General features: G+C 71.2%; 11 protein-coding genes and 1 pseudogene. 8 read left to right on the plus strand and 4 right to left on the minus strand.

Annotated elements, in window-relative coordinates; all coding sequences use genetic code 11:
- Nucleotides 1–16 precede the first annotated feature (16 nt).
- Nucleotides 17–661: an NAD-dependent epimerase/dehydratase family protein gene (locus ACFO0C_RS07125; protein WP_378065738.1), complete on the plus strand. Its 645-nt coding sequence runs from the start codon at nucleotides 17–19 to the stop codon at nucleotides 659–661.
- Nucleotides 662–682: 21 nt separating this feature from the next.
- On the opposite strand, the pseudogene ACFO0C_RS07130 reads toward ACFO0C_RS07125, so the two are convergent.
- Nucleotides 683–1,486, minus strand: a pseudogene (locus ACFO0C_RS07130) (EamA family transporter); the annotation flags it as partial.
- A 75-nt stretch (nucleotides 1,487–1,561) separates the two neighbouring features.
- On the opposite strand from ACFO0C_RS07130, the gene ACFO0C_RS07135 reads away from it, so the two are divergent.
- Complete coding sequence (locus ACFO0C_RS07135; RefSeq protein WP_378065739.1) at nucleotides 1,562–2,053, plus strand: MarR family winged helix-turn-helix transcriptional regulator; 492 nt, start codon at nucleotides 1,562–1,564, stop codon at nucleotides 2,051–2,053.
- Here ACFO0C_RS07135 and ACFO0C_RS07140 read toward each other — a convergent pair.
- On the minus strand, nucleotides 2,024–3,040 hold the full coding sequence (locus ACFO0C_RS07140; protein WP_378065740.1) for a glutathione S-transferase family protein: 1,017 nt from the start codon (nucleotides 3,038–3,040) through the stop codon (nucleotides 2,024–2,026). The two genes, ACFO0C_RS07135 and ACFO0C_RS07140, sit on opposite strands and share 30 nt — an antisense overlap.
- Before the next feature lie 389 nt (nucleotides 3,041–3,429).
- Here ACFO0C_RS07140 and ACFO0C_RS07145 point away from each other — a divergent pair, with 389 nt between their 5' ends.
- From ACFO0C_RS07145 to ACFO0C_RS07155, 3 genes are all read left to right on the plus strand, one after another.
- Nucleotides 3,430–4,119: a response regulator transcription factor gene (locus ACFO0C_RS07145; RefSeq protein ID WP_378065741.1), complete on the plus strand. Its 690-nt coding sequence runs from the start codon at nucleotides 3,430–3,432 to the stop codon at nucleotides 4,117–4,119.
- Entirely contained in the window at nucleotides 4,112–5,473 is a 1,362-nt protein-coding gene (locus ACFO0C_RS07150; protein ID WP_378065742.1) for a HAMP domain-containing sensor histidine kinase, read from the plus strand. The genes ACFO0C_RS07145 and ACFO0C_RS07150 overlap by 8 nt, the downstream gene beginning before the upstream one ends.
- Before the next feature lie 125 nt (nucleotides 5,474–5,598).
- Complete coding sequence (locus ACFO0C_RS07155; protein WP_378065743.1) at nucleotides 5,599–6,090, plus strand: hypothetical protein; 492 nt, start codon at nucleotides 5,599–5,601, stop codon at nucleotides 6,088–6,090.
- Between the two features lie 4 nt (nucleotides 6,091–6,094).
- Here ACFO0C_RS07155 and ACFO0C_RS07160 read toward each other — a convergent pair whose 3' ends face one another.
- Together ACFO0C_RS07160 and ACFO0C_RS07165 are read right to left on the minus strand one after the other, a co-directional pair.
- Nucleotides 6,095–6,865 (minus strand): DUF5995 family protein, encoded by a 771-nt coding sequence (locus tag ACFO0C_RS07160; protein ID WP_378065744.1) that lies wholly within the window; start codon nucleotides 6,863–6,865, stop codon nucleotides 6,095–6,097.
- Nucleotides 6,866–7,040: 175 nt separating this feature from the next.
- On the minus strand, nucleotides 7,041–9,848 hold the full coding sequence (locus ACFO0C_RS07165; RefSeq protein ID WP_378065745.1) for an ATP-binding protein: 2,808 nt from the start codon (nucleotides 9,846–9,848) through the stop codon (nucleotides 7,041–7,043).
- Between the two features lie 174 nt (nucleotides 9,849–10,022).
- Here ACFO0C_RS07165 and ACFO0C_RS07170 point away from each other — a divergent pair, with 174 nt between their 5' ends.
- The 3 genes from ACFO0C_RS07170 (at nucleotide 10,023) to ACFO0C_RS07180 (ending at nucleotide 15,361) form a co-directional block, all read left to right on the plus strand.
- Entirely contained in the window at nucleotides 10,023–10,631 is a 609-nt protein-coding gene (locus tag ACFO0C_RS07170; RefSeq protein ID WP_378065746.1) for an adenylate/guanylate cyclase domain-containing protein, read from the plus strand.
- A 138-nt stretch (nucleotides 10,632–10,769) separates the two neighbouring features.
- Entirely contained in the window at nucleotides 10,770–12,827 is a 2,058-nt protein-coding gene (locus tag ACFO0C_RS07175; RefSeq protein ID WP_378065747.1) for a DNA gyrase/topoisomerase IV subunit B, read from the plus strand.
- A gap of 14 nt (nucleotides 12,828–12,841) precedes the next feature.
- Nucleotides 12,842–15,361: a DNA gyrase/topoisomerase IV subunit A gene (locus ACFO0C_RS07180; RefSeq protein WP_378065748.1), complete on the plus strand. Its 2,520-nt coding sequence runs from the start codon at nucleotides 12,842–12,844 to the stop codon at nucleotides 15,359–15,361.
- The last annotated feature ends 247 nt before the right edge of the window (nucleotides 15,362–15,608 follow it).

Here is a 15,608-nt window from a genome sequence, read left to right on the forward strand (position 1 = left end):
CCGGCACACTGGAGGCATGCGGGTGATCGTGTTCGGGGCGACCGGGATGGTGGGTCAGGGTGTGCTGCGGGAGTGCCTGCTCGCGCCCGACGTGACCGAGGTGCTGGTGGTGACGAGGGGCGCGACCGGTGTCGAGCATCCGAAACTGCGGGAGGTCACCCTCGCGGATTTCGCCGATCTGAGCCCGATCGCCGGTGAGCTGACCGGTTACGACGCCTGTTTCTACTGCCTGGGCGTGTCATCGGTGGGGATGGACGAGGCCGCCTACACCCGGGTCTCCTACGACTTCCCGATGGCCGCGGCCCGTGCCCTGGCCCCGCTCGGTGACGATCTGACCTTCGTCTACGTCTCGGGTGAGGGCACCGACGCGGACAGCCGGCTGATGTGGTCGCGGGTCAAGGCGCGCACCGAGCGGGAGATCATGGAGACGTTCCGCAACGGCTACGCCTTCCGTCCGGGGTTCATCCAGCCCACGCACGGTGTCCGGTCCAAGACGGGGTGGTACAACACGGCCTACACGGTCATCGCGCCGCTGGTCCCGCTGATCCGTCGGGTCGCGCCGCGTTTCGTCACGACCACCGACGAGGTCGGCCGGGCCATGCTGCGCGCGGCCCGCGGCGGTTACACCAGGCGCATCGTCACGACGGCGGACATGCACTGACTGGCCCCACACGACGGCGCCGAAGGCGAGCGTCATCCCGGCCAGTTGCACCGGCGTCAGCGTCTGGCCGAGCGCGGCCCAGCCGACGACCGTCGCGGTGAGTGGTGCGAAGAGGCTGAGCAGCGACACCCGCGACGCCGGCAGGAGTTCCAGCCCGCGGAACCAGAGCGTGTAGGCCAGCGCCGTCCCGATCAGGCTCAGGTAGGCGTACCCCGAAAGGTTTGTCACGGACAGTGCGGGAATCGGGCCCTCCGCCAGGAGGGTGACCGGGACCAGCAGCAAGCCTCCCATGGTGAGCTGCCAGCCGGTCACCGTGAGCAACGAGACGCCGGGGCGGCCCCACCGTTTGGTGAGGACGAGGCCGAGCGCCATCGATCCGGCGCCGGCGAGGCCGGCGGCGATCCCCACCGGGTCGAGGTGGGCGGAAGCGGTCAGCACCGCGAGGGAGACGCCCGCAACCCCGATCAAACCCGCAGCGACGGTACGCCCGGAGACGCGCTCACCCAGCAGGAGCACGCTGAGGCCGGCCACGACCAGCGGCTGCACCGCCCCGAGGACCGCAGCCATCCCGCCGGGCAGCCGGTACGCGGTGACGAAGAGCAGCGCGAAGAAGATGCCGATGTTGAGCGCCCCGAGCACCGCCGACTTCCACCACCAGGCGCCGCGGGGCAGCTCGCGGGTGAGGGCGAGGAGCACGAGACCGGCCGGCAGTGCTCGCAGCATGCCGCTGAGCAGTGGACGGCCGGGCGGCAGGAACTCGGTGGTGACCGCGTAGGTCGTCCCCCACAGCACCGGCGTGAGGGCCGTGACCAGCAGAACCCGCATCGGACCCCAACTCCCTCGACGTAAAGTATCTCGACATCAAGATAACTCTGTTCGAGAAGCTCGTCATCAAGGAAAATGGCGAACGTGACCGACGACATCGACCGGATCCTGGGCCAGTGGGCCCGCGAGCGCCCCGACCTGGACACCGAGGCCATGGGCGTTTTCGGACGCATCTACCGGCTGTCCCGCCTGGCCGGCGACGCCACCGAGAAGGCTTACGCCCGTTTCGGGATCGCCCGCGCCGACTTCGACGTGCTGGCCACGCTCCGCCGCTCCGGCGCACCGTTCCAGCTGTCGCCGGGCGTCCTCGCGGCGTCGATGATGCTCAGCACCGGCGGCACCACGGCCCGCCTCGACCGCCTGGAGAAGGCGGGCCTGGTCGCGCGCTCACCCGATCCGGACGACCGCCGCGGCATCCTGGTCCGCCTCACCCCCGAGGGCCACACCATCGCCGACGAGGCGGTCACCGCCGGCCTTACCGAGCAGCAGCGCCTCCTGGCCCACCTGCCCCCGGAGAAGAGCGCCCAGCTCAGCACCCTACTGCGGGACCTGCTGGGCGGAGTGTGACGGCGGGACCGTTTCGGCGGGAAGGGGTGGGGCCGGCGGAGTGCCGTCGCCGAAGGGACGGCCGCCCAGTGCCTCACGCCCGTGCGGGGTCAGCCAGCCTCGCGGGTCCGGGCCGGCCGGGACGATGCCGCGCGGGTTCAGGTCGCGGTGCACCTCGTAGTAGTGGCGCTTGATGTGCACGAAGTCGATCGTGTCCCCGAAGCCGGGCGTCTGGAACAGATCCCGCGCGTACGCCCAAAGCACCGGCATCTCGGTCAGCTTGGCGCGGTTGCACTTGAAATGGCCGTGGTAGACGGCGTCGAACCGGGCCAGCGTGGTGAACAGCCGGACATCGGCCTCGGTGATCGTGTCGCCGACCAGGTAGCGCTGACCGGAAAGACGCTCGGAGAGCTGGTCGAGACGGGCGAACAACCGTGTGAAAGCCTTGTCGTAGGCCTCCTGCGTGCCCGCGAAACCGGCCCGGTAGACGCCGTTGTTGACGTCGGCGAAGACGCCCTCGTTCACCTCGTCGATCTCGTCGCGCAGGTGTGACGGATACAGCTGAGGCGCGCCCGGGCGGTGGAACGCCGCCCACTCCAGCGACAGGTCGACGGTGATCTGCGCGAAGTCGTTGGTGACGACCTTCCCGCTGGGCACGTCGACGATCGCGGGAACGGTGATGCCCTTGTCGTAGTCCGGGAACCGGGCCAGGAACGCGTCACGCAGCCGCTCGATCCCGAGCACCGGATCGCGGCCGCCCGGATCGAGGTCGAAGGTCCAGCTCCGCTCGTCGTGGGTCGGTCCGCAGACGCCCATCGACAGCGCGTCCTCCAGCCCGAGCAGCCGCCGCACGATGATCGCCCGGTTCGCCCACGGGCAGGCCCGGGCGACCACGAGACGGTACCGCCCGGCCTCGACCGGGAACCCGTCCCGCCCGTCAGCGGTGATCCGGGTGCCGATGTACCGCTGATCGCGGGTGAACTCACCCGCCGAATCCACAGGGCTCATGCCCTCCATCGTGCCCCGAAACCCACACCCGAACCCCTTCTCCGGGTACGCCGACCGCGGGTACGCCGACCGCGGGGCCGCTGGTGAGCAGGAGGGGCGAGGCATCCCCCCGTGTTCGACGCCTCGCCCCTGCTCGCGCCCCGGCTGTCGCCTTTATAGCACGCCGGGAAAGCGCTTCCTTCCCTTTTCTGGGAGCGCGCCCATCATCGATCGGTCGCTGGTCATGGGCGGAAAGCGCCGTGGGCCGCGGCGCCCGGTGCGACACGCACAGGTCACCCGGTCGGGTCACCGGCGGTCCTTACCTTCCTCGAACGTTCACCGGGCCCGGAGAGCGGCATGATGATCTGGTGAACGCGGTGCCGGGTGGGGTGGACGGGCATGATGGGCCGGTGACGGACGCGCCGGGCAAGGGGCTGGTCCTCGTGGTCGAGGACGAACGGCCGATCGCCGACCTGGTCCGGCTCTATCTGAGCCGCGAGGGGTTCGGCGTGCACGTGGAGCGGGACGGCACCGCCGGGCTGGCCGCCGCCCGCCGCCTGCGCCCGGTCGCCTGCATCCTCGACATCGCCCTGCCGGGGATGGACGGCACCGAGATCTGCCGCCGGCTGAGGGCCGACGGCGACTGGACGCCGGTGATCTTTCTGACCGCGCGGGACGACGAGGTCGACCGGATCCTCGGGCTGGAGCTGGGCGGCGACGACTATGTGACGAAACCGTTCAGCCCCCGGGAGCTGGTGACGCGGGTCAAGGCGCTGCTGCGGCGGGCGACGGTCGCCGCCGATACCGATCGGATCCGGATGCTCGGCCCGCTGACCCTCGACCCGGGCCGTCGCGCCGTGACCGTGGACGGGACCCCGCTGACCCTGACGGCCACCGAGTTCGACCTGCTCGCACACCTGCTGGGCCGCCCGGGCCGGGTGTTCACCCGGGAGGAGCTGCTGGCCGCCGTCTGGGGATACGCGTCGCACGCCGGCACCCGGACCGTCGACGTGCACGTGGCGCAGGTGCGGGCCAAGCTCGGCCCGTCCGCCGGCCTGATCCGGACCGTCCGCGGGGTCGGGTACACGGCCGATGCGTGACTTCTTCCGCACCCTGACCGGCCGCGCCGTCCTGGTCACGGCCGCGACCGCGGTGGTCGCCGTGATCGTGACCGCGATGGTCGCCGTGCCGATCGCGATCCGCTCGGTGAACACCCAGATCCGCACCGAGCTGATGGACAAGACGGTCCTCGCGGTCGAGTTGCTCACCGACGAGCGCCCAGCCGCCCGGAAGCGGATCGCCGACCGGCTGCGCGCCCAGGACGTCGAGATCTACCTGATCAGAAACGGTCGCGTCGATCGGGAGGGGCTGCCGCCACGAGTGGTCCGCCGGATCACCGCGGGCCAGACCGTCGACCTCCGGGCCCCGGTCGGCGGCCGGGCCTCGTTCATCGCCGGCCGACCACTGCCCGGCGTGTCCAGCGGCGTGGTCCTCACCCGCGGGGTCGCCTCCGGCATCGGGCTGCGCGTCCTCCGCGGTGTCTGGGTGGCTCTCGTCGCCGGTCTGCTCGGCGGCATCCTGGCCGGTGCCCTGCTGGCCCGGTTCATGGCCCGGCCGATCGGGCTGGCCGCGGCCGCAGCCGGCCGGCTCTCCGCCGGGGACCGCTCGGTGCGGATCACCCGGGCCGGCCCGGCCGAGGCGGTGCGGCTGGCGGACGCGTTCAACCACCTGGCCGCCGCTCTGCAGACCAGTGAGGGCCGCGAGCGCGACTTCCTGCTGTCGGTGTCACACGAGTTGCGTACCCCGCTCGCGACCATCCGCGGCTACGCCGAGGCCCTGGCCGATCGCGTGATCGCCGGGGACGACACGGCCGCCGCCGGATCGACGGTGCTCGCCGAGGCGCAACGGCTCGACCGGCTGATCTCCGACCTGCTGGTGCTCTCCCGGCTGGAGGCCGCCGACCTGCCCCTGGACGTCACCGACGTCGATCTGGTGGAGCTGATCCAGCAGGCCGGGCAGGCGTGGGCGGCGCGATGCGCCGAAGGCGGGCCGTCACTGACCGTTGAGGTGCCGGCGGGCCCGGTCACCGTCGGCACCGATCCCGGCCGGATTCGGCAGGTCCTCGACGGCCTCTGCGAGAACGCACTGCGGGTGGTCCCGGCCGGCGCGCCGCTGGTCCTGGCGGTCCGGGCCGGCGAACACGGCGGGATCATCGAGGTACGCGACGGCGGCCCCGGATTCACCGACGACGACCTGGCCGTCGCGTTCGAACGGGGCGAGCTGAACCGCCGCTACCGGGGTGTCCGCAAGGTCGGCAGCGGTCTCGGGCTGGCGCTGGCCGCGCGCCTGGTGACCCGCCTCGGCGGCCGGATCAGCGCCGGTCACGCCCCCGAGGGCGGGGCGATGTTCACGGTGGAGCTGCCCTACGGCCCAGGTCAGAACCGCGAGCCGTAGCCGAGACGCCCTTCGGGTGCCGTGATACCTGCCTGAGGTACGGCTGGCGAAATTGACGGGCCTTCTTACCGAACTCGAACAATGGGCTGACACTGCCTGATCGCGTCATGCCGAACATCTGACGCATGGCTCGTACATCCATGAAGGTCTTGATCTTTGCTGTTGCTCTCGCGGTGACCGGATGCGGTGCGCAAGCGGCCGTTCCCGCCGCTGATGTCGCCGACGCCGCCGTCGAGATGGTCGCCCTGCAGGAGGTCGGCTTCCAGGCCGAAGACGCGGGGGACACCGCGACCGAGGCACCCGGCGTGCGGCCCCGCGCGGTGCGCAAGCTGCTGCGCAAGAACACGCTGCACGGCGAGGTCGTGGTGCGCGACCGGGCCGGCGAGGAGCGCACGGTCGTGGTGCAGCGCGGTGAGGTCACCGCCGCGGACGACAAGGGTTTCACCGTCAAGTCGTCCGACGGCTTCGAGGTGACCTGGACCTTCGGCGACCGGCTGCGCGTGGCCGAGAACCGGAAGAAAGCCGAGCGCAGCGCGGTGCGTGCCGGTGTGCGGGTGGGCGTCGGCGGGCTGCGTGACGGATCGGCCACGACGGCCCGCCTGATCATCGTCGGCTGACGCCCTACTGCAGGAACGCGCCGAACGGTGACAGCAGGAGCTTGCCCAGGCCGGTGGCGGTGTTGTCGAGGCGGCGACGCTCCTTCTTGAGCGCGTCCATGTCGTGGCGGATCGCCCAGATCTTCTGAGCGTTACGCCAGGCGACGTTCCTCGTGTACTCCACCATCTCGCCCTGCCACCAGTCGTCCAGATCCCCGTTCATCGTGTCGATGAGCAGCTGCCACCGGTCCAGGTAGCCACGCCGCAGGCCCGGGATCTCCTCGGCGAAGATGTCGTTGACCTGGAGGTAGTCGTGGTGCTGGTCGCTGCCGTCGACCGGGTCGCTGCCCAGGTGGTCGAATGTGGTGACCAGTGCGAACGGCAGGTCGAAGTTGATGTGTGCGTTGACGCCGGCGACGGCCGACGGCAGCGCCCGCGCGTCCGGGCCGGGGATCCGGGTGAACAGGCCGGCCCACACACCCGGGCAGGCCGGGCGGTCCGACGTCCAGTAGCGCAGGGCGTCGAAATAGCGGGCCGCGAATTCGACATCGAGCCGTGCGAGGAAGGCGGGGTCCTTGAACTTGCCGGCGTAGAGACGCTCCAGCACGTTCTCGGTGATCGTGAGATAGAGCTTGTTGAAGTCGGCCAGCGGGTTGCTGTCGAGCAACGGCGGCACGCGGCACAGGGCGACCTGCAGTTGCGCGAGTAGGTCGACCACTCCGGGGACGTCGTCGGGGTGCCGTTGCAGGAGGTCGGACATCTCCTGCTGGACGGGGCCCCAGATGGGCTGGGTCATGGGTTCCTCCGTGGGTGATGCAAAGGCAACGGAGGGCCCCCAGCACCGCCCGGCGAAGCGAGTCGCCGGGCGGTGCTCCCCCGTGGCGCATACCTTTCCACCGGGGGTCCGTCATCGGATCGGTAGAACGACGTATTCCGTGTACGTATGTCACGGCAAGATAACGAACGCCTGATCAGGCCGCTGTCAGATAGACGCGGCTGGCCTGCACGCGAGTGCGGACCTGAAGCTTGTCGAAGATGTGCCCCAGGTGCACGCCGACGGTGCGCTCGCTGATGAACAGCAACTCACCGATCTCGCGATTGGTCAAGCCCTCGGCCACCGCGGCCAGGACCTCCCGCTCCCGCCCGGTCAGCGCGGACAGCTCGTCGGCGGCCCGCTCCGGCCCGGCCGGCAGCACCTGGACGTCGTCGCCCAGCGTCACCCGGAACCGCTGCGCCACCCCGACGATCTCGTTGGCGAACGGGCGGGCACCCATCGCGGTCGCCGTCGCATACGCCTGCCGCAGGCCGGTGACCGCCGACGTCCGGCGGATCCGGCGCTGCAGCGACGCCTCGGCGTGCCGCAGCCGCGCGTAGGCCGCCGGGTACGGCTGCTGTCGCCGGTCCCAGATCGCGGCCGCCCGCGCCCACGGCTCGGGATCCTGCCGGTCCTCGACCCGGCTCAGCTCGGCGGTGCACAGGTCGAGGTAGCCGTCGACCACCGCACGGACCGCGGGCGGGGCGTCACCGACCCCCTTGACCAGGCGATCCATCACCGTCCGGAGCCGGCGCAGCGCCCCCGGATCGGTCGGCTGGCCGGCCACGTGCGCCTCCGCCTCGGCACGCAGGCCGTGCCAGGCCAGCACCCCGAGCAGCACCAGGTCGTCGGAACGGGTCTCGGTCAGGCCACGCTGCACCGCCGCCCGCGCCTCGGCGTGCTCGCCCTGCCACATCGCCAGGCCGGCCCGCAGCGTCAGCATCGGCAGCACGTGCCGCGCGCCGCCGCCGGCCAGCAGGGTCGCCACCGCGTCCAGGTCGCGGCGGGCGTTGTCGACCTCGCCGAAACCCACCCAGAGCTGCGAACGGGCGAGCAGCAGCTCCACCGCGTCGGCGCCGGACGGGTGGTTGCGCATCGCGGTCTCCAGCACCGCATACGCCTCCGACCACTGGCCGTTGCGGAACAGGCCCTTGGCGGCGATCGCCAGCAGCCGGGTCTGATAGGTGCGGCCCACGCCCCGGGCGGCGAGCAGGTCGGCACCGCGGCGGGCCACCAGCACACCCTCCTCGATACTGTTCAGCGGGCCGGCCAGCAGCTCGGCCAGGTGCAGGTAGGCGACACCCAGATCGTCCGGGTGACCGGACCGCTCGGCGATCTCGACGGCGTGCCGGATGACGGCGAGACCGGCGTCCGGATCCTCGCGGAACGCGGCGCTGAAACCCAGCGCGGCACTCGCCCGGACCAGGTCGGTGGTGGCGCCGTTCACCGCGGCGAGTTCGAGCGCCTCCCGGGCGTGCTGGTTGGCGTCGGCATAACGCCCGAGATGCAACAGCAGCTCAGCGAGGTACGCCGCAGCCGACGCCCGCCTGCGCGGGGTGCAGTCCGGTGCCTCCAGGGCACGCTGGTACTCCACCTCGGCCGTCGCCGAGCGCCCGGCCGCCGCCAGGTAACGGGCCCGCCGCAGGTGCAGCTCGGACCGGCCGGGAGCATCCGGACGGCCGGCCAGCTCCTCCAGCCGGGCCAGCGCCAGCAGGTGCTCGCCGCACTGGTGCGCCGACTCGGCGGCGTGCCCCAGCAGCTCGGTGCGCCGCGGATCGGCCTCGCCGGCCAGCTGCAGCGCGATCGTCCAGTAGCGGTGCGCCTCGGCGAACCCGTACATCCGCTCGGCGGCGCGGGCGGACGCCACCACCGGGTGCAGCGCCCGGTCCGGCTCGCCGGCCCGCTGCCAGTGGTAGGCCAGGCGCGCGTTGTCCGGCTCGCCCTCCACCGACTCCAGCGTCTCGGCGTAGCGCCGGTGCAGGGAGGCCGCCTCGGCCGGCAGCACCTCCTGCTCGAGGACCTCGGCGACCAGACGGTGCCGCAGCTTGTAACCGTCGTGGTCACTGGCCACGAACCGGTGCGTGACGGCCGCTCGGACCGCCTCGATCAACTGCTCCTCCGGCAGCGGGACCACCCCGGCCAGCACGGCGTGCTCGACCGGCTCGACACCGGCCGCGATGGCGTGCACCACGGTGTGCGCGTGCGGGGGCAGCTCGTCCACCCGGGACAGGAAGATCTCGCGCAGCGTGTCGGACAGCTCGATCCGGCCGTCGCGCAGGTCACGGGCGAGCTCCTCGACCACGAACGGGTTGCCGCCGCTGCGCTTGAAGACGCGGTCGGCGTCCTCCAGGGCCACCGTCCCGCCGACGATCGCGCTCACCAGCTCACGGGTCTGTTCCTGGTCCAGCGGGGCCAGGTCGACGACCCGCACCGAACGCAGGCGGCGCAGCTCGGCCAGCACCCGGCGCAGCGGGTGGGTGCCGTGCAGCGCCTCGGCCCGGATCGCGGCGAGCACCGAGACCCGGACGTCACCGAGCCCGGCCAGCAGATAGAGCAGCAACTGCCGGGTGCTCCGGTCGGCCCACTGCAGGTCGTCGAGCACCAGTAGGAGCTGCTGGTCGCCGGCGATCGCCCGCAGGTCGCGCGACACCCGCTCGAGCAGCGCCCCGGCGTCGTCGGCGGCACCGGCCGGTGCCGCCCCGTCGAGCCGGCGCAGCGCCTGGAGCACCGGGTGCAGCGGTGAGGCGTCACCGATGTCGAGGCACGTGCCGAACAGCACGGCGAAGCCCGTCCCGCGCAAGGCGTCGGCGGTCTCCCGCAGCAGCCGGCTCTTGCCGACACCGCTCTCCCCGGTCACGAACACCGCGGCTGTCCCACCGGGACCGACGTTGCGAAGGTAGGACTGAACATCGGCCAGCGTGCCGGTGCGCCCGACAAGCGGCCCCTCGTCCCCCTGTCTGGCCATGTCCGGCAGCCTAATCCGTATCCGCCTATCACTATGTCGTCGGTTCGGACTGTTCTGCGTCACAAAAACGACGGATTTCGATGCTGTCAGAGATACGTCGTTCTGCGGATCCGCGGCTCGTCCGGGGCTGGCACCGTACTCCCGGTCAACGCAGTGATCTGGGGGAGCGAAGACATGAGCACCGTCATCAGTGCCGTTCAGGAGCGGCGTCAGACCGTAACCGTGCTGTTCGTGGACATCGTCGGCTTCACCGCTCTGGTGGACCGGCTGGACTGCGCCGAGGTGCGCGCGCTGCAGAGAGACTACTTCTCGGCGGTCTCCTCCGTGGTCCGTGACCGCGGCGGCATCGTCGAGAAGTACGTGGGGGACGCGGTGATGGCGGTGTTCGGCGCCGCGGAGGGGGGATTCGGTCCGGGGGCGGCCGCCTCCGCGGTCCAGGCGGGCCTGTCGGTCCAGGAGTCGTTGAGGGGGCGTCTCCTGGCCGGCAGGTTCCCGGTCCGTACCCGGGTCGGGCTGGCCACCGGCGAGGTGATCGTCGACCCGATGGCCGCCTTCGACGGCGGGTACGGGATGATCAGTGGCAGCGTGGTGAGCACGGCGGCCCGTCTCCAGGCCTATGCGCCGCACGACACCGTGGTGGTCTGTTCGGCCACCCGGGACGTGACCGACGAGCTCATCGCCTACCAGGAGCTGCCGCCGGTGTCGGTTCCGGGCAAGGCGTACCCGCTGGACCTCTTCCGGGCTCTCCAGCCGCAGACGGTGCCGCTCGCCACTGTGGCGTAGCGCACTTCTTGGGGTGGATCATCCCTATTTTGGCCACGGACTGGTCTAGACCTGCCTCGCCTGGGGCAGAAGTGTCGTAGGCGCCGGGTAGGCTCGCGCCGTCCTTGACCACCATGGCCCGACCGGGAGTGCCGCCTCGTGACCGCGCAACCAGAGACCTTGTACGGGGCTGACGACCTCACGCACCTGGAAGGGCTCGACGCTGTCCGCAAACGCCCGGGTATGTACATCGGGTCCACCGACAGCAGAGGTATCAACCACCTCGCCAACGAGATCATCGACAACTGCACCGACGAGGGGGTCGGCGGGCACGCCACCCGGATCGCCGTGACGCTGCACAGCGACGGCTCGGTCCAGGTCGACGACGACGGCCGGGGCATCCCCACCGACGTGCACGCCAAGTCCGGGCTGAGCGGTGTCGAGCTGGTGCTCACCCGGCTGCACGCCGGCGGCAAGTTCGGTGGCTCCGGCTACAAGACCTCCGGCGGTCTGCACGGTGTCGGCGCCTCGGCCGTCAACGCCCTGGCCCACCGGTTCGACGTCACCGTCAAGCGTGACGGCAAGGTCCACGAGATCTCGTTCCAGCGCGGCGTGCCCGGTGTCTTCGACGGCCCCGGGCCCGACGCGCCGTTCACCCGCGAGCCCGGCCTGCGGGTGGCCCGCCGGATGAAGCGGGGCGAGCCCAGCGGCACCTCGATCCGGTATTGGTACGACGCGCGATACTTCGAGAGCGGCGCCAGGCTCGACGTCGACGCCGTCCGCACCAAGCTGCGCAACACCGCGTTCCTCGTCCCCGGCGTGCAGTACACCCTCTTCGACGCCACCGCCGAGGAGCCGGCCACCGAGACGTTCCACTACCCCAACGGCCTGTCCGACATGGTGGACTTCCTCACCCCGGCCTCGGACAAGCCGGTCTCCGGCACGCTGCTGGTCACCGGCGAGGGGACCTACAAGGAGAACGCCGCCGACGCCAACGGCGTCATGCAGTCCAACGTCGTCCGGCACGCCCAGGTCGAGGTCGCCTTCCGCTGGGGCACCGGTTACGAGCGCACCGTCGAGTGCTTCACCAACACCATCCGCAACGTGCACGGCGGCACCCACCGCAAGGGCTTCGAGCGTGCGCTGGTCCGTGCGCTGACCGAGGCCATCCGCAACGCCCGCGGGCTGCTCAAGCCCAAGGAGGAGCCGCCCGTCCTGGACGACTTCCTGGAGGGCATGACCGCGGTCATCCACGTGCGGGTGCCGGAGCCGCAGTTCACGTCGCAGACCAAGGACGAGTTGTCCACCGCCGGTGTCGCCCGGGTGATGCAGACCCTCGTCGAGGCGTACCTGAAGGAGTGGATCGACGGCCGCCGGACCAAGACGGAGGCCCGCACCGTCCTGCAGAAGGTGGTGGACGCCGCACGGGTCCGCCTGACGCAGAAACAGCAGAAGGACGCGGCCCGCCGCAAGACCGCCCTGGAGGGCGCGTCGATGCCGGCCAAGCTGGTCGACTGCCGGGCCATCGGCATCGACCGCTCCGAGCTGTTCATCGTCGAGGGTGACTCGGCGCTCGGCACCGCCCGGATGGCCCGTAGTTCGGAGTACCAGGCGTTGCTGCCGATCCGCGGCAAGATCCTCAACGTGCAGAAGGCGAGCCTCCAGCAGGTCCTCGACAACGCCGAGTGCTCGGCGATCGTCCAGGTCCTCGGCGCCGGCTCCGGCCGCACCTTCGACATCGGGGCGATGCGATACGGCCGCGTCATGATCATGGCGGACGCCGACGTCGACGGCTCCCACATCCGGACGCTGCTGATCACGCTCTTCGCGAAGTACATGCGGCCGGTCATCGAGCACGGCCGGCTCTTCGCCGCCATGCCGCCCCTGCACAAGGTGGTCACCAAGGGGCGCAACTCGGAGACCCTCTACACGTACACCCAGCAGGAGATGGAGAGCACCGTCGCCCGCATCGAGGGCGGCGGCCGCCAGGTCCAGAAACCGGTGCCCCGGTTCAAGGGCCTCGGTGAGATGGACGCCGACGAGCTGTGGGACACCACGATGAACCCGGCCGAGCGCACCGTCCGCCGGATCACCATCGAGGACGCCGAGCGCGCCGAGGCCACCCTCGAGTTGCTCATGGGTGAACGGGTCGAGCCCCGGAAGAACTGGTTGATCGAGGCCGCGGGCCGGATCGACCAAGAGACGATCGACGCCTGAGAGGTCCGCTACCAATGGCACGCCGCAAATCCGACAAGCGCGTCGACCTGTCCGCGTTCGACCAGGCGGGCGCCCGGGTCATCGACAACCCGCTCACCACCGAGGTGGAGGACTCCTACCTGGAGTACGCCTACTCGGTCATCCACTCACGTGCCCTCCCGGACGCCCGGGACGGGCTCAAGCCGGTGCACCGGCGCATCCTCTGGTCGATGTCCGAGCAGGGCCAGCGCCCCGACCGGCCCTACGTCAAGTCGGCCCGCGTCGTCGGTGACGTGATGGGTAAGTACCACCCGCACGGTGACGTCGCGATCTACGACGCCCTGGTCCGGTTGGCCCAGGACTTCTCGCTCAACACGCCGCTGATCGACGGTCACGGCAACTTCGGCTCGCCCGACGACGGCCCGGCCGCCGCCCGGTACACCGAGGCCCGGATGTCCCGCGAGGCGATGCTCCTGGTCGGCGAGCTCGGCGAGGGCACCGTCGATTTCAAGCCCACCTACGACGGCTCCGAGCAGGAGCCCAAGGTGCTGCCCGCCGCCTTCCCGAACCTGCTGGTCAACGGCACGTCCGGGATCGCCGTGGGGATGGCGACCAACATGATCCCGCACAACCTCGGCGAGGTCGTGGCGGCGGCTCGGCACCTGATCAAGAAGCCGGAGGCCGACCTCGACGAGCTGATGCGCTTCGTCCCGGGCCCCGACCTGCCCACCGGTGGCCAGCTGCTCGGCCTCGACGAGGTGCGCCGCGCCTACGAGACCGGCCGTGGTGTCGTGCGCATCCGCGCCCGCGCCCAGACCGGCCTTCTCGAGGGCGGCCGCGGCCGGCAGGCCATCACCGTCACCGAGCTGCCCTACGGCGTCGGCGCCGAGAAGATCATCGAGGCGATCACCGACGAGGTGAAGGGCAAGATGATCACGTCGGGCCCGCGGCGGGGCCAGCGCCAGGCCGCACGCCTCACCGGCATCGCCGACGTCAAGGACCTCACCGACCGCGAGCACGGTACGCGTCTGGTCATCGAGTGCAAGGTCGGCGTCAACCCGCAGGCCCTGCTGGCCGACCTCTACCGGCTCACCCCGCTGGAGAGCTCCTTCGGCATCAACAACCTGGTCCTGGTCGACGGCCAGCCCCGTACGCTCGGGCTGAAAGCGCTGCTGGAGGTCTTCGTCCAGCACCGCTACGACGTCGTCACCCGCCGCACGCTGTACCGGCGGACCAAGCGCGAGGACCGCCTGCACCTGGTCGACGGCCTGCTCATCGCCCTCATCGACATCGACCGGGTCGTCGCCCTGATCCGTGCCAGTGACGACGCGGCCGCCGCCAAGGCCAGCCTGATGAGCGAGTTCGGGCTCTCCGACATCCAGGCGACCTACATCCTCGACACTCCGCTGCGACGGCTCACCCGGTTCGACCGGATCGAGCTGGAGGCCGAGCAGGACCGGCTGCGCAGCGAGATCGCCGAGCTCAGCCGCATCCTCGACAACGAGGACGTGCTGAAGAAGGTCGTCTCCGACGAACTGGCCGAGGTCGCCAAGGAGTTCGGCGCCGCCCGGCACACCACGCTCATCGACGGCGACCTGAAAGAGGTGCTCGCCGCCTCCGTGCCGGCCGGCCCGCTCGAGGTCGCCGACGACCCCTGCCAGGTCATCCTCTCCGCCACCGGCCTGATCGCCCGGACCGCCGCGGAGAGCGAGGAGTCCACCGAGGCCCGCAAACGCAGCGGCCGGGTCAAGCACGACGCCGTCCGCGCGATCATCCACTCCACCGCCCGCGGCCGGATCCTGCTGGTCACCAACCGCGGCCGTGCCTTCAAGACCGACGTGCTCACCCTGCCGGTCCTGCCCGAGCAGTCCGGCACGGTCTCGCTGCGCGGCGGCATGTCCGCGTCCGAGCTGGTGCCGCTGCACAAGGGGGAGAAGGTCGTCGGCATGGCCCCGCTCACCGGCAGCGAGTCGCCCGGCATCGCGATGGGCACCAAGTTCGGCATCGTCAAGGTGTGCGCACCCGAGTGGCCGGTCCGCTCCGACGAGTTCGAGGTGATCACCCTCAAGGAGGGTGACGAGGTGCTCCAGGCGACCTGGCTCACCGACGGCGCGGAATCGCTCGTCTTCGTCACCTCCGACGCCAACCTGCTGCGTTTCCCGGCGAGACTGGTGCGGCCACAGGGTCTCAAGGGCGGTGGCATGGCCGGCGTCAACCTGGGTGCCGGCGCCGAGGTGATCTCGTTCAACGCGGTCGTCACCTCCGACAGCGCGCACGGGGAGCCGATGGTCGTCACGTCGACGGGGACACAGGTCAAGATGTCGCCGTTCGCGTCCTACCCCGCCAAGGGGCGGGCCACCGGCGGCGTCCGGGTGCAGCGCTTCCTCAAGGGGGAGACGGCACTCACCGTCGCCTGGGTGGGTCCGCGGCCGGTGGGGGCGTCCAACACCGGTGACCCGGTGGAGCTGCCCGAGCCCGATGCCCGCCGTGACGGGTCCGGCAACGCGGTCATCATGGGGCCGCAGCTGATCGGGCACCTGATCGAACGAGACTGAGTCTCTGAACGCGTCTCCCACGACATCGCCGGGCGGGTCTTCCGCCCGGCGATTCGTCGTTTCGCGGGCTGCTCACCGGAGCCCGTGATCTTGCACGGCAGCCCGCGCCCGTCGTGATCTTGCGAGATCGGGCTGAAGGATGCGCCCGCCGCCCGCCGCCCGCCGCCCGCCGCCCGCCGCCCGCCGCCCGCCGCCCGCCGCCCGCCGCCCGCCGCCCGCCGCCCGCCGCCCGCGGCCCGCGGCCCGC

This window comes from Actinoplanes subglobosus (assembly GCF_042650585.1).
GTDB classification, from domain to species: domain Bacteria; phylum Actinomycetota; class Actinomycetes; order Mycobacteriales; family Micromonosporaceae; genus Actinoplanes; species Actinoplanes subglobosus.